The organism is Herminiimonas aquatilis, assembly GCF_042665175.1.
GTDB lineage: Bacteria > Pseudomonadota > Gammaproteobacteria > Burkholderiales > Burkholderiaceae_D > Oxalicibacterium > Oxalicibacterium aquatilis.
The window spans coordinates 527507-541159 of sequence record NZ_JBHTCC010000002.1; the positions used below are offsets into that span (position 1 = coordinate 527507).

14 protein-coding genes are annotated in these 13653 nt (G+C 53.1%); 6 read left to right on the forward strand and 8 right to left on the reverse strand.

Going from position 1 to position 13653, the window contains the following annotated elements:
* Window positions 1-70: 70 nt before the first annotated feature.
* The 8 genes from corA to mpl form a co-directional block, all read right to left on the reverse strand.
* Entirely contained in the window at window positions 71-1042 is a 972-nt protein-coding gene (gene corA, locus ACFQO0_RS12015) for a magnesium/cobalt transporter CorA (protein ID WP_382234932.1), read from the reverse strand.
* 447 nt (window positions 1043-1489) lie between these two features.
* On the reverse strand, window positions 1490-2185 hold the full coding sequence (mtgA, locus tag ACFQO0_RS12020; protein WP_382234934.1) for a monofunctional biosynthetic peptidoglycan transglycosylase: 696 nt from the start codon (window positions 2183-2185) through the stop codon (window positions 1490-1492).
* A gap of 63 nt (window positions 2186-2248) precedes the next feature.
* Entirely contained in the window at window positions 2249-3094 is an 846-nt protein-coding gene (gene aroE, locus ACFQO0_RS12025) for a shikimate dehydrogenase (RefSeq protein WP_382234936.1), read from the reverse strand.
* A complete protein-coding gene (locus ACFQO0_RS12030) occupies window positions 3095-3985 on the reverse strand; it encodes a TonB C-terminal domain-containing protein (RefSeq protein WP_382234938.1) in 891 nt (296 codons plus the stop codon).
* An 80-nt stretch (window positions 3986-4065) separates the two neighbouring features.
* Window positions 4066-6159: a ribonuclease catalytic domain-containing protein gene (locus tag ACFQO0_RS12035; RefSeq protein WP_382234940.1), complete on the reverse strand. Its 2094-nt coding sequence runs from the start codon at window positions 6157-6159 to the stop codon at window positions 4066-4068.
* 104 nt (window positions 6160-6263) lie between these two features.
* Window positions 6264-6866, reverse strand: coding sequence for a chorismate--pyruvate lyase family protein (locus ACFQO0_RS12040; protein WP_382234942.1), 603 nt, complete (start codon window positions 6864-6866; stop codon window positions 6264-6266).
* Window positions 6863-7447: a YqiA/YcfP family alpha/beta fold hydrolase gene (locus ACFQO0_RS12045; RefSeq protein WP_382234944.1), complete on the reverse strand. Its 585-nt coding sequence runs from the start codon at window positions 7445-7447 to the stop codon at window positions 6863-6865. Before ACFQO0_RS12045 ends, ACFQO0_RS12040 begins: the two co-directional genes overlap by 4 nt.
* Window positions 7444-8823 carry a UDP-N-acetylmuramate:L-alanyl-gamma-D-glutamyl-meso-diaminopimelate ligase gene (mpl, locus tag ACFQO0_RS12050; RefSeq protein ID WP_382234946.1) on the reverse strand — a complete coding sequence of 460 codons (1380 nt, stop codon included), beginning with the start codon at window positions 8821-8823 and terminating at the stop codon, window positions 7444-7446. Before mpl ends, ACFQO0_RS12045 begins: the two co-directional genes overlap by 4 nt.
* A 73-nt stretch (window positions 8824-8896) precedes the next feature.
* On the opposite strand from mpl, the gene ACFQO0_RS12055 reads away from it, so the two are divergent.
* The 6 genes from ACFQO0_RS12055 (at window position 8897) to prmA (ending at window position 13652) form a co-directional block, all read left to right on the forward strand.
* Complete coding sequence (locus ACFQO0_RS12055; RefSeq protein ID WP_382234948.1) at window positions 8897-9514, forward strand: hypothetical protein; 618 nt, start codon at window positions 8897-8899, stop codon at window positions 9512-9514.
* On the forward strand, window positions 9511-10032 hold the full coding sequence (locus ACFQO0_RS12060; protein ID WP_382234949.1) for a TlpA disulfide reductase family protein: 522 nt from the start codon (window positions 9511-9513) through the stop codon (window positions 10030-10032). Before ACFQO0_RS12055 ends, ACFQO0_RS12060 begins: the two co-directional genes overlap by 4 nt.
* An 82-nt stretch (window positions 10033-10114) precedes the next feature.
* A complete protein-coding gene (aroQ, locus tag ACFQO0_RS12065; protein ID WP_382234951.1) occupies window positions 10115-10552 on the forward strand; it encodes a type II 3-dehydroquinate dehydratase in 438 nt (145 codons plus the stop codon).
* Between the two features lie 79 nt (window positions 10553-10631).
* Complete coding sequence (gene accB, locus ACFQO0_RS12070) at window positions 10632-11096, forward strand: acetyl-CoA carboxylase biotin carboxyl carrier protein (RefSeq protein ID WP_382234953.1); 465 nt, start codon at window positions 10632-10634, stop codon at window positions 11094-11096.
* A gap of 93 nt (window positions 11097-11189) precedes the next feature.
* Entirely contained in the window at window positions 11190-12551 is a 1362-nt protein-coding gene (gene accC, locus ACFQO0_RS12075; protein ID WP_382234955.1) for an acetyl-CoA carboxylase biotin carboxylase subunit, read from the forward strand.
* 168 nt (window positions 12552-12719) lie between these two features.
* Window positions 12720-13652, forward strand: coding sequence for a 50S ribosomal protein L11 methyltransferase (gene prmA / locus ACFQO0_RS12080; RefSeq protein WP_382234957.1), 933 nt, complete (start codon window positions 12720-12722; stop codon window positions 13650-13652).
* The last annotated feature ends 1 nt before the right edge of the window (window position 13653 follow it).

Below are 13653 nucleotides of genomic sequence, written 5' to 3' on the forward strand. Positions count from 1 at the left end.
GATGGAGTCCCCATAAAAAAGCGCCGTTGATCGGCGCTTTTTTATTCCTCAAATTTTCTGTCGCAGGGCTTTACCGCAACCAGCCTCGCTTGCGGAAATACAGCATGGGGCCAACTGCGCTGGCTATCATCAAGCCCATGGTATAGGCATAACTGTATTTCCCGAAAAATTCCAGCTCGGGGAAGAACTGAAGATTCATACCATACACGCTGGCGATCAGCGTCGGCGGCAAGAGTGCCACGCTCGCAACCGAGAATATCTTGATGATTTTATTCTGGTTAATGTTAATGAAACCAACCGTCGCATCCATCAGGAAGTTGATCTTGTCGAACAGGAAGGCGGTGTGACCGTCCAGCGATTCGATGTCGCGCATGATCTGACGAGCTTCGTCGAACTGCTCCGCATTCAACAAACGCCCCCGCATCAGAAAACTGACAGCACGTCGCGTATCCATCATGTTGCGACGTATGCGTCCGTTCAAATCTTCTTCATGTGCCATCGCGTTCAGCGCGGTTGCGGCATCCTGATCGGTGATTTCCTTTTGCAGGACGCTTCTGCTGACTTCTTCCAGACTTTGATACACGCCTTCCAGCGCATCCGCCGAATACTCGGCATCCGTTGCATACAGGTCCAGCAAGACGTCTTTGTAATCGTTGATCGATCCCGGCCGTGAACGGGCGCGCATGCGCACCAGGCGGAAAATTGGCAAGTCGTCTGAGTGCACAGAAAACAGCATATCCCTGGCGAGGATGAACGCCACCGTCACGACACTCGACGGACCGTCATCTTCTTCCAGCAGGAAATCGGTACGCAAATGCAAGTCGCCGTTTTCCGCTTCGTAATAACGCGCCGATGCTTCTATATCCTTGACGTCATCTTCACCCGGCAAGGTTACGCCGTAGATGCCCTTGACCCAGTCGCGCTCATCTTCATTCGGGTCAGTCAAATCAACCCATACCGGCGTGGCATTTTCCAGGTCGGCGCGACTATCGATGTTGACCTGATTCAGGCGACCGTTCTGCAATACAAATACGTTAATCATAAGCTCTCCCAGTCGCGTTAGAGACACCAACCAGCGCTGATGAAACACACAACTCGTCCTGCAGAATCAACTCTGCAGTGCATTTAATTTTGAGGGAACGCGGCCATTAAATAGAATCAACAGGCCTGGACGCGACCACTCACCGAATCGGCGAGAGGCGCTATGGAGCGTTAGCGTTAAGCGCTATCTCGCAGATGGACCGTCAAAAACGGCGAACAACTTAAATAAGGACTACCCAAGACGGGTCTCCGGAAACGAAAACAGCGCAAGTGTACTGATAAGTCGAAAGGCTAGCAAGCTGGCCGCCTCGATTTTTATCACTGCATCATGCAGGGAATCGCTAGTCTGCCGATATGAACGCTATCCGAACGGTATCGTTGACAATCGCTCAATGAATCGACGATCAATCCAGTGATTGATCCTCGTACTTGGGAATATTCAAGGAATTCAGGGTAAAGCCGCGCCATTCATGCGACGCAAAATCAAATCCGTGCGACGCCCCAGATAGCCGGTACCGCGATGCGTATCGTAGTAACGAGGATTAGGCAGCATCACAGCAAGGCGCGCAGCCTGTTCCGCGTTCAATTGCGCGGCCGATGTGCCGTAATAATGTTGGGCCGCAGCTTCCGCCCCAAAAATCCCGACGCCCCATTCAACGACATTCAGATAAATTTCAAAGATGCGTTCCTTGTCCATCCAGAATTCGAGCATATAGGTAATGATTAATTCCTGCCCCTTGCGTATATAGCTGCGATCACCGGACAGGAACAGGTTTTTTGCCAGTTGCTGCGTGATGGTCGAGCCGCCCGCAACGACTTTGCCTTTTTTGATATTTTTTTCGTAGGCCTTTTCCAGCGCCTCCCAGTCTATGCCTTCATGACCGGAAAAATTCGAATCCTCCGATGCAATAATCGCGCGCTTCAAGTTATTTGAGATACGTTTGTATGGCACCCATTTTTGCTTGAGCTGCGCATTCGGATTTTTTTCTTGCAGTGTCGACAGTTGTTGCCGCATGAAGCTGGTCGAATCAGGATTGTGATTGACCCACCAGCCAATCTGCAAAAAGAAATACAGCTGTACCAGCAAAATCAATAAAACTGGCACGAGGATCAGCCAGAACAACAGCTTGCGCATGATTTTCATTTTTATACGTTCAAGTTGAAGCGTTTAGCGCGTTAAGTTGGAATAAAAGTAATGCGCCAACAATCAGAGCCGCTCGCGCAATTCTGCAAATACGGCAGCAGTTTCCGGCCGTACACCGCGCCATAGATAAAACGATTCAGCGGCCTGTTCAACCAGCATGCCGAGACCATCGCGCGCGATGGCACCATGCTGCTTGGCAAAGCGCATGAAAGCGGTCGGTTCTTTGCCATACATCATGTCGTAGGCCAAGGTTTGCGCGCCAAATACGCGCGGCGAAATAGGCGGCACTTCCGATGCCAGACTTGCTGCTGTGGCATTGATCACGATATCGAACGTATCCTCCAGCTCGGCCAATTCGCAGACCTTGAGCCGCGGCTGAGCTGAGAATCGGCGCGCCAGATCCAGCGCCTTGGCATGCGTGCGATTCGCCACAACCAATCTCGCTGGCTGTTCGCCCAGCAAAGGCAGGATCACGCCACGTGCAGCACCACCCGCGCCCAGCAACAGCACCGATTTGTTCGCAATGGCGATGCCCGCATTGCGCACGATATCCGTGACCAATCCCACGCCATCGGTGTTATCGCCGAGCATGTTGCCACCATCAAATTTCAAGGTATTCACGGCACCGGCAGCGCGCGCTCGCTCGGTCAAGGTCGTCGCCAACGCATACGCCTCCAGCTTGAATGGCACGGTCACATTCAAACCCTTGCCGCCACTGCGGACGAAACCTTGTACCGTCGCAAGAAAGCCGTCCAGCGGAGCCGGCAAGCGATCGTATTGCAGATTTTGCTGTGTTTGCGCAGCAAATCGCGCGTGAATTTCCGGGGATTTGCTATGTTCGATCGGATTGCCGATCACTGCATATTGATCCGTTTCGGTCTTGGCCGCTGTCGTCGAAATCGCGCTCACTTATTGGCCTCGTGTTTCTGTTTGCAACGCATCGTCGCGAGTGAAACTGAAGCGCGTAATGATTTCCCACACGTCATCTTTACCCGTCGTACGCATATTGTCTGGAAATTTACCGAATGGCACCGAGCGCCGCACAATACTCAATGCCGCCTGGTCCAGTATAGGATCGCCGGACGAGTGTTCAATGCGCGGTCCACCCTCCTTCATGTATATCGTGCCATCCTGAAAAATAGGAATATAAAGCACCAGATTGCCATATAACTTCTTGCCATCTTTTTGCGGAAAGTTCAGCGTGCCGTATTTTTCTATGCGGTCCTGAAACGCTTTGTAATAGGCCGCGTATCCGACTTCGCGTGTGCTCGGCGTGACCTGGGTTTTCTTTGGGCGTTTATTGTAATCCTCGATATTGCGCGAGATTTCTGCCTCCCTGCGTAACAGTGCCCGCGCGCTATCCAGCATGTCGACCGCATTGCGTTGCGGCAGTACATCCTTGAGCGGCTCTACATCGGTGACTTGTGGAGTGCGGAAAGAGGTTTTCTTTTCCAGCTGGGCGAGCAATTTTTGTTGCTGGCGCTCCAGTTCTTCCACCTTGCGGCGCGAGGCCTTGGCGCTTTCGCCATCTTCGCTCTTGCGTAAATCTGGCAACGGTGATTTGGCGCGTCCGGCGTCTGCATTGCCGCCGCCATCCAGATTGGCTTGCGCCAGTGCATCCGCCTTCAATGGTTGCTTGTCGTGCTTGGCATTCACCAGAATCACTTCCAGGCCGGGATCGGTAGGCTTGAACTTGAATGCCTCCGGCGCGGTGAAACGTACCGCCAGCAAAGCCGCATGCGCCAGCACGGAAAACGTGACGGCGATGGCGAGTATGCGATTCTGGAAAAATGACTTCACGCGTGCAAGGGCTGACAATAATCATTAAAGGGATGAATTCTACGACAAACCCAAGCCGAATTTGATGAAGTTTCCATCACCTATTCCGGCGCGATCGTCGATGCAATCGCCGTCGGCTCTTCCGTCACAGCAGCAGCGGCCTGCTCATCCGGCACCGGTTCCGCATCTCCTTCCAGCAAATCCTCGGTCAGGTCATCAACCGGCTCGTCCAGCTCTTCATCCATTTCGCCGGCAGGCGTCCTGCCCGCATCCCGCGTAATATCCAGCAGACGTGCTTCTATCGTCAGGTCCACTTCATCCCAGCGCAGCAGATCCAGTCTGACTTGCGAACCACGCGCAACTTGCGGCATGCCAGGCAATTTGATCACCAGCGGAATATCGGTCAGGCGCAGGATTTCTTCCTTCAATACCGTTGCTTCGACTTTCAGATTGTCTTCCTGACTTTGTTCCCTTGATTTTTCCTGACTCAGCCAGCGCAAACACCAGTAACGCTCCATATCAGACTGGAACGCAGCATATGCGCTATAAGCGGCATCAAACGCTGAAACAATCGCGAACAAGTCTGCATCCCGTTGCTTGAATGGTGCGACCAGCGGTGCTGTCACGCCGTGTTCGACGCACGCCAGGATTTGCCATTGATTGACCAAATCCGTGTAGCGGCGCAAAGGTGATGTGCTCCACGCATATTGATCAACACCCAAACCCTGATGCGGCGCGGCATGCGTCTGCATGCGCACTTGCATCTTGGCCGCCCAACCGTTACCGGAACCGCCGCCTTGCGCACGATAAATGCCTGGAACGCCATGTTCATGCAGGAATTTACCCCAACTGCTATTGGCAAGAATCATCAACTCGGCAACGATTTTATCGAGCGGAGCACCGCGCTTGCGACGTTGTATCGAGACGATGTCATCTTCCACATAGAAGTTGAAATCGATACGATTGTTTTGCTCCGGCCGCAAACCAAAGCTTTCACGCTTGGCCATGCGGCCTTGTTCCAGAACCTGCACCAGCTTCCACAACAGTGATAGATCTTCCTTGTGCGGATAATCGCCCACATCGTTCGCCAGATTTTCTTCGGTGACGTATTCGTCCAGATCGTTATGGCGAAGATTGGCGGCAATTGGCACGCCTTCCGCTTTAGTCTCGGTCGAAATGATGGACCAGTCACTGGAGTCAAACGTCACATATAAGGAAAGTGCAGGACAAACCTTGCCTTCGGCCAGCGTGAAGGCATCGACCAACTCGTCCGGCAACATCGTAATTTTGTCGCCCGGCATATAGACGGTGGATAAACGCTGACGCGCAATCGCATCGATCGCGTCATCGCGCTTGATGCCCAGCGCCGGCGCAGCGATGTGAATACCAATTTTGACTTTACCGTCTTGCAGACGTGTGACCGACATCGCATCATCGATTTCCGTCGTGGTGACATCATCGATGGAGAATGCCTGCACATCAGCGACCGGCAAATCGGGCATCGCAGGAATTTTAATTTCTGGAAATCCTATCCCTTTAGGGAAAGAATCAAACAGGAATTTTGAGAAGTGCAATTCCTTGGCCGACTTGATGCCGCCCACAGCCAGCATCAAACGCTGTGGCGCAATCTGCATTTCGCTGCACGCCGTATCCAGTGCCTTGTATTCAATGGAATTTTTGTCAGGCTTGAACAGTAATTGCAAAACCAGCGGACGCATCGCATCCGGCAATGTATGCGCCTTCAACTCTTCCACATACTGCGCTTGCACCAAACCTTGCAGGCGCTTCTTTTCGATCCCGGCCAGCGCGGCTTTCAACGACGCTTCCGGAGCTGCCTTGTAGCGCCCCTTACCTTTTTTATAAAAATAAACCGGTGCGGCATGCAGGCGCAAAATCAAACCGGCGGCTTCATGCGGCTTGGGTGCGTGACCGAAATATTCCGTACCCAATTCAGCAAAACCAAACTCGTCCTGACCCGCCACTTCCCACAAAAAATCCAAATCAATCTCAGCAGCAATCGCTTGCGCATCCGTCATGAATTCAGCCGGAGCCGGTGCTGCAAATTGCAGCAACACATCTTTAGCACGCACCTTGGTGCGCTTGCCCGAAGGCATTTCAACCTGATATGCCTCGCCCTGCTGCGACATCGAGACGCCGGCCTTGAAGTCACCGGATTCATCAAAAAATAGATTCATTCAATACTTTGCTAATTAATGTGTTCTTGGAACAGGTTCACTTGCAGATCGATCTCGCTATCGGAGTCGATTACTTAATTTGTTGAGCGCTATATAAATACAAATCAATCACGCGGACGTTGCCGGATTCTCTCTATCTCAGGCAAAAAAACTTCGGTTACCAGCAACAATCCATTTCCACGTTTATACAAACAGCGACGTGCAAACAACGGGCCTTGCAAAACAACACCCAAAGCTGTTGCCGCACGCAATACCAGCGGATGCTGTGCATGCAAGCGCGCATATTGCAACTCACCACGCGCCACACGTGGATCACCGAACAAAGTGGTGCCCAGCGAGCGCTCACCCAGCCGGCCGAAGAATGGCCAGTCGGATGCAGTTGCGGACAACGGCACTATCGTATGCGCATACACCACAGGCTTTTCATCGCAACGCAACAACACTTCGCGTTCCTGCACTTGCACGCGACGCGGCAAAGCAATTTCTGCAAATTCATCGGCCAGTACCAGTGCATGCCGTTGCGCCAAACGCTGTACGCGAAAACACTCACAACGCGCGATCAATTTTTTCGTCAACGACATCGAGTCGGTCAACCACCTGCACATTTGCGGCGAAGCGTGCAAGCCATTCACATGCGAAAACCATTGTGTCTGCAACAAAGAGCGAGAGCGCGAGTAATTCTTGGTGCGACGGATCAATCGACTCACTGCACAGCTCCAGCATCGACTCCACAGAATGCCAATACTTCACCCGCGTATTCGGCGAAATCCGAAATGCCGTGATCACTGCCGTCAATAATGTGTTGTCTGGCGCTGGCGAAGTGCGCCACCATTTCACGGCTATCGAGCAGTTCGTCACCAGTGGCGGCCATCAAGAAATAACGTTCCGGATGCGTGATGCGATCGACTGCCAGCGCCTTCAATTCGTCAATATACGCGGCCTTGAATTCAAATGGCTCGTTCGTGTGATATTGCGTTTTGACACCAACTTGTGTGGCGAGATCGCGTGCAGCAAATACCGCAGGGTTGAGCAAAACGGCACGACAGCCCAACTTCTCCGCGACATAAGTTGCGTAATATCCACCCAGCGATGAACCGATCAGCGTCAGTTTCGCTGGATTAACTTCGCTGGCGATATCCAGTACCAGCTCCACCGCCGCACGCGGCGATGCAGGCAGTTGCGGACACAGATATTCGTCTCCCCGCCCAAGCGCCTGCATGTGTGCCGCCAGCAAGCTGGTTTTGGCCGATTGCGGTGAAGAACGAAAACCGTGCAAATACAAAATCATGGTGCCAGTGCATCCAGGATTTTTTGATGTACACCGCCGAAACCGCCATTGCTCATGACCAAGATCTGGTCGCCGGCTTGTGCACTTTTTGCGATGCTTGCTACCAGCGCATTCAAGTCATTGAAAGCCTGGCCTTTGTTGCCGAGCGGCGCGAGCGCTTCACCCAAATCCCAACCCAGCGCATCCTTGCCATTCCCGCTGGCACCGTAACCAAATACCAGATCGGCATCCACCAAACTGCCGGGCAACGCTTCCTTCATGGTGCCGAGTTTCATCGTATTCGAGCGCGGCTCCAGCACTGCCAGGATGCGCGACTTGCCGACTTTCTTACGCAAGCCCGCAACTGTGGTGGCGATTGCGGTCGGATGATGCGCAAAGTCGTCATAGACTGCAATATCGTTTACAACACCGCGCAATTCCATACGGCGCTTGACGTTTTCAAACTGGCTCAAAGAGGCGATGGCTTGCGCCGATACCACGCCGACATGGCGCGCGGCGGCGATAGCCGCCAGCGCATTCATGCGGTTATGCTCACCGGTCAACGCCCAGTTCACCGTACCCTGTTTTTCACCGTTGAAGAAGACGTCAAAGTTGCCGTCGTCATGCGTGGTGATGGCCCAGCCGTTTTGCTCTTCAGTACCAAACCATTCAGTCTCGCTCCAGCAACCGCGCTTGATGACGCGGTGCAAGGATGCTTCGCGCGCATTCGCAACGACACGGCCGATGCCGGGAACCGTGCGCACCAAATGGTGGAATTGGGTTTCGATCGCCGCCAGATCAGGAAAAATATCGGCATGATCGAATTCCAGATTATTGAGAATCGCGGTTTTCGCGCGGTAATGAACAAACTTGCTGCGCTTGTCGAAAAACGCCGTGTCATATTCATCCGCTTCGATCACGAAGAATGACGATTCCTTGCCGCTGCCGGACAGCCGCGCCGAAATACCGAAGTTCATTGGCACGCCGCCAATCAAAAATCCGGGATCGTAGCCTGCATCTTCCAGTATCCAGGCCAGCATCGACGAAGTCGTGGTTTTGCCATGTGTTCCAGCGACGGCGAGCACCCACTTACCTTGCAAGATATGTTCGCCTATCCACTGCGGCCCTGAGGTGTACGGGAGACCGCGATTGAGAATTTCTTCCATCAAGGGATTGCCACGCGAGACGACATTGCCGATCACGTATAAGTCAGGGTTCAGGCTGATTTGTTCAGGACCGAAGCCTTCAATCAGCTTGATGCCTTGCGCTTCGAGCTGTGTACTCATAGGCGGATAGACGTTGGCGTCACAACCGGTAACCGTGTGGCCGGCGGCTTTGGCCAACACTGCCAAACCACCCATGAAGGTGCCGCAAACGCCAAGTATGTGGATATGCATTGTACAATTTCGGATTGGAATAACGAGATTTTACCTGACGACGGCCTACTGTCGGCGGGAGTATCATTCGCGCATGTCAACTCACCCACCCTCCGACGCCGAAACCTTGCGCGCCGAAATCGCGATAGCCGCCGCCCGCATGATTGCTGAAGATGGCGTCGACTACGGCACTGCCAAGCGCAAAGCTGCCAAACAGATACTTGGCAACAACAAAGTGCGCGGCGATATCCTGCCTGACAATGCGATGCTGGAAGATGAAGTGCGTCTCTATAACGAACTCTTCTTTGGCGACACGCAGCCCGCGCGACTACTGCATTTGCGTACGCTGGCGGTGCGCTTGATGGCAGAACTGGCCCCTTTCCAGCCGCATCTGACCGGAGCGGTGCTCAATGGCACAGCCGGCGAACATTCAGACATTCATCTGCAATTGTTCGCTGACAGCCCGAAAGATGTCGAAATCTACCTGCTGAACAAACGTATCGATTTCGAGGTGTCGGAATCCAGTCATTTTAAAGGCCGCAGTGAACCGGTAGAAACGTTGAGCTTCATGTGGCAGCAAGAGGGCGTGCATCTTGCGCTCTACGAAACCGACGATCTGCGCGGCGCCGTAAAGAAATCTGGTTCGGGGCGGCAGGAACGCGCCGATATTGAATTTGTACGTACACTCATATTAGAAAGCAAACAAAAATGAAGCGAAATGCATTTCTGGTTGGCGCAATAGCCTTACTGTTTGCAGGGATAGGCATGTATTTCGGCTCCCAACATCACATGCCGGCTGAACCTGAATCCGCTGCAGTATCCTCCCTGTTTGCGCAGGAAATGGCGGATGCCGATGGCAAGATACACAAACTCTCGCAATGGCAGGGCAAAACGCTCATCGTTAATTTTTGGGCCACCTGGTGTGCGCCCTGTGTAGAAGAAATGCCCGAGCTCACCGCGCTGCAAACGGAACTGGCACCGAAAGGCATCCAGATACTGGGAGTAGGCATCGACTCCCCTAGCAATATTCGCGAGTTTGCCGCCAAATATAAAATCACTTACCCGCTTTATATAGCAGGAATGACGGGCACCGAGCTTTCCCGGCAGTTCGGCAATCAAACCGGCGGCCTGCCATTTACCGTGATCATAGGCCCCCAAGGCGATATCAAAAAGACATACCTCGGCCGATTGAAGATGGATCAGTTGCGCAGCGATATCCAAGCTCTTTAGTCCGGAGCAGGATTTGTCCTTGCCAACCATGGTCATTTAGCGGCAAAATGCGGCCATCGTCGTCAAACGGAGTTGCATCTCCATGGCAAAAAACATTCTTTTATTGAACGGTCCCAACCTGAACCTGCTCGGTTCACGCGAGCCTGAAGTCTATGGCTCGACCACTTTGGCCGATGTCGAACGCGCCGCCATGGCGCAAGCCAGCTTGGTTGGCGCTAAACTGACTGCGTTTCAGAGCAATCATGAAGGTGCACTGATAGACCGCATTCAGGCGGCGAAGCAAGAAGGCATAGACGCTATCGTCATCAATCCGGGCGGGCTGACGCATAGCAGCGTATCATTGCGCGACGCATTGGCTGGGGTAGCATTGCCATTCGTGGAAGTACACGTATCCAATATTCATCAGCGCGAGACTTTTCGCCACCATTCCTATCTGTCCGGCATCGCCGTCGGCGTGATCTGCGGCTTGGGTGTTGACGGCTACACAGCCGCCATCGCCTTCGCACTCAAAAAGCTCTAATTTCTCCCATTTTCAGGCAAATGCCTTATAATTGCCCGCATCTTTAATCATAAAAACTAAAATTTCCAAGGAATTTCACATGGATTTACGCAAGCTCAAGACCCTGATTGATTTGGTCGCAGAATCTGATATCGCAGAACTGGAAGTCACCGAAGGTGAAAGCAAAGTTCGCATCGTCAAGTCATCCCCAATCCCGCAAAACCAGGTTGTCATGATGCAGCCGCAAGGTGGCCAGCAGTACGCCCCGGCAGCAGCACCAGTTGCTGCCGCACCGGCCGCCGCTGCAGCACCAGTTGTGGCAGTCCCATCTGGTCATGTCGTCAAATCACCTATGGTTGGCAGCTTCTATCGTTCTTCCGCACCAGGCTCGCCAGCGTTCGTCGAAGTCGGCTCGGTAGTTAAAGAAGGCGACACCCTCTGCATTATCGAAGCGATGAAGCTGTTGAATGAAATCGATGCGGACGCTTCCGGCGTTATCAAGGAAATCCTGGTCGAAAACGGTCAGCCAGTTGAGTTCGGTCAGCCGTTGTTCATCATCGGCTAAGCTTGAAGTCTGGGAGCTTGGGCACATTGCCGCTCCCGCTTTGAAGCTGGCTGATTTGATTCCATCCTTATAACGACGAGTCCCGTTCCCACTATGTTTGAAAAAATTCTCATTGCCAATCGCGGTGAAATCGCGCTACGTATCCAGCGCGCATGCCGAGAAATGGGCATCAAAACCGTGGTCGTCCATTCCGAGGCAGACCGCGACGCCAAATACGTCAAGCTGGCAGACGAATCTGTCTGCATCGGCCCTGCACCCTCCGCACTCAGCTATCTGAACATGCCTGCGATCATCAGTGCCGCAGAAGTCACCGATGCAGAAGCGATTCATCCAGGCTATGGCTTTTTATCTGAAAACGCCGATTTTGCAGAACGCGTAGAACAATCAGGCTTTGTTTTCATAGGCCCTCGTTCCGAATCGATTCGCATGATGGGCGACAAAGTGTCAGCCAAACAGGCAATGATCAAGGCAGGTGTGCCATGCGTTCCCGGCTCGGAAGGTGCATTGCCGGAAGATACCAAATCCATCATTCAGATCGCGCGCCAAGTCGGCTATCCAGTCATCATCAAGGCTGCGGGCGGTGGTGGTGGGCGTGGCATGCGCGTTGTACACACGGAAGCGGCATTGTTAAATGCCGTCACCATGACAAAAACGGAAGCCGGTGCTGCATTCGGCAATCCGGAAGTCTATATGGAGAAGTATCTGGAAAATCCGCGTCACGTGGAAATCCAGATTCTGGCCGATGAACACAAGAACGCAGTGTGGCTCGGTGAGCGCGATTGCTCGATGCAGCGCCGCCACCAAAAAGTACTGGAGGAAGCACCAGCACCAGGCATTCCACGTAAAACCATCGAACGCATCGGCGATCGTTGCGCAGAAGCCTGCCGCAAAATGGGTTATCGCGGCGCTGGCACGTTTGAATTCCTGTACGAAAACGGCGAATTCTATTTCATCGAAATGAACACCCGCGTGCAAGTTGAACATCCGGTTACAGAAATGATTACCGGTATCGACATCGTGCAAGAACAGATCCGTATCGCTGCTGGCGAAAAGCTGCGTTATCGCCAACGCGACATCGTCCTGAACGGCCATTCCATCGAATGCCGTATCAACGCAGAAGACCCGTTCAAGTTCACCCCATCGCCAGGCAAAATCATTTCCTGGCATGCACCGGGCGGCCCTGGTATACGTGTCGACTCGCATGCGTATGCTGGTTACTACGTCCCGCCGAATTACGATTCAATGGTAGGGAAAGTGATTTCTTACGGTGCGACGCGTGAGCAGGCAATCAAGCGCATGCAAATCGCCTTGTCTGAAATGGTGGTGGAAGGCATTCTCACCAACATCCCTCTGCATCGTGAATTGATGGTTGACGCACGCTTCATAGAAGGCGGCACCAACATTCACTATCTGGAACAGAAACTGGCTGAAAAACCTGACTTGCCGAAGAAATAATCTCCTCAAGAGGTTTAAGGTGGCAGGATATTCATTCTTGCCATTGCTTCAGAATTACCGTAACGACAGCCCGCTGTCGTTACGGGCCGCATCAAATAAATCCATCATCCCGCCGACTCAGGCGTCCAGCCAATATAATAGGCTGCACTGTAATTCATTGAGGTATTCATGAGCTGGACCGAAATTGTCATCGAAGTCGCCCGTACGCATGCGGAATCTCTATCCGATGCGCTGATGGACGCCGGTGCCTTATCGGTATCTGTCGAAGATGCCGATTTCGGCACGGACGCCGAACAGCCGCTGTTCGGCGAACCGGGAATGGAACCCAAGGAAGCGGCATGGGAACACAGCCGCGTCGTTGCATTAACCCCAGCAGAATCAGATCAAACCGCGATCGTCGCTACGGCTGCAAGTGCGATTGGTCTGGCTGCAAGTGAAGTTGAATTCACGTTGCGCAATGTTGAAGAACAGGATTGGGTGCGTCTGACCCAATCGCAGTTCGAGCCGATCCATATCGGTAAAAATATCTGGGTTGTCCCTAGTTGGCACGATGCCCCCGATCCGGACGCACTGGTGTTGGAACTCGATCCTGGCCTCGCCTTCGGCACCGGCAGTCATCCGACCACGAGACTTTGCATGGAATGGCTGGAAGCCCATGCGCCTGTCGATTTGACCGTACTCGATTATGGTTGCGGCTCCGGCATTCTGGCGATGGTTGCCAAAAAACTGGGCGCAAAAAAAGTTGTCGGCATCGACATCGATCCGCAGGCAATTGAATCGGCCATATTCAATACCGAACGCAATCATTGCGACGTCGATTACTACCTGCCGGATGAGTTTGCAGAATCCGGTCACGCGCACACCTTCGACGTCGTCGTCGCCAACATTCTCGCCAATCCGTTAAAACTGATGGCGCCGATGCTGGCTGGACGCGTGAATCCTGGTGGACAGCTGGTGTTATCAGGCGTACTAGCCACGCAGGTTGATGAAGTCGCCGCTGCTTATGCGCCATTCATCGCATTGACGGTGTGGGCAGAACATGAAGGCTGGGTCGCGTTGGCAGGCAGCTCATCTGCCGCACAATCTTTAGACAACAAATAGC

Bases quoted from the DNA above. Each gene is read 5' to 3' on its own strand.
- accC (WP_382234955.1), top strand. From the start codon at position 11,190: ATGTTTGAAAAAATTCTCATTGCCAATCGCGGTGAAATCGCGCTACGT.
- accB (WP_382234953.1), top strand. From the start codon at position 10,632: ATGGATTTACGCAAGCTCAAGACCCTGATTGATTTGGTCGCAGAATCT.
- mtgA (WP_382234934.1), bottom strand. From the start codon at position 2,185: ATGAAAATCATGCGCAAGCTGTTGTTCTGGCTGATCCTCGTGCCAGTT.
- prmA (WP_382234957.1), top strand. From the start codon at position 12,720: ATGAGCTGGACCGAAATTGTCATCGAAGTCGCCCGTACGCATGCGGAA.
- ACFQO0_RS12055 (WP_382234948.1), top strand. From the start codon at position 8,897: ATGTCAACTCACCCACCCTCCGACGCCGAAACCTTGCGCGCCGAAATC.
- ACFQO0_RS12060 (WP_382234949.1), top strand. From the start codon at position 9,511: ATGAAGCGAAATGCATTTCTGGTTGGCGCAATAGCCTTACTGTTTGCA.
- aroQ (WP_382234951.1), top strand. From the start codon at position 10,115: ATGGCAAAAAACATTCTTTTATTGAACGGTCCCAACCTGAACCTGCTC.
- corA (WP_382234932.1), bottom strand. From the start codon at position 1,042: ATGATTAACGTATTTGTATTGCAGAACGGTCGCCTGAATCAGGTCAAC.
- mpl (WP_382234946.1), bottom strand. From the start codon at position 8,823: ATGCATATCCACATACTTGGCGTTTGCGGCACCTTCATGGGTGGTTTG.
- ACFQO0_RS12045 (WP_382234944.1), bottom strand. From the start codon at position 7,447: ATGATTTTGTATTTGCACGGTTTTCGTTCTTCACCGCAATCGGCCAAA.
- ACFQO0_RS12035 (WP_382234940.1), bottom strand. From the start codon at position 6,159: ATGAATCTATTTTTTGATGAATCCGGTGACTTCAAGGCCGGCGTCTCG.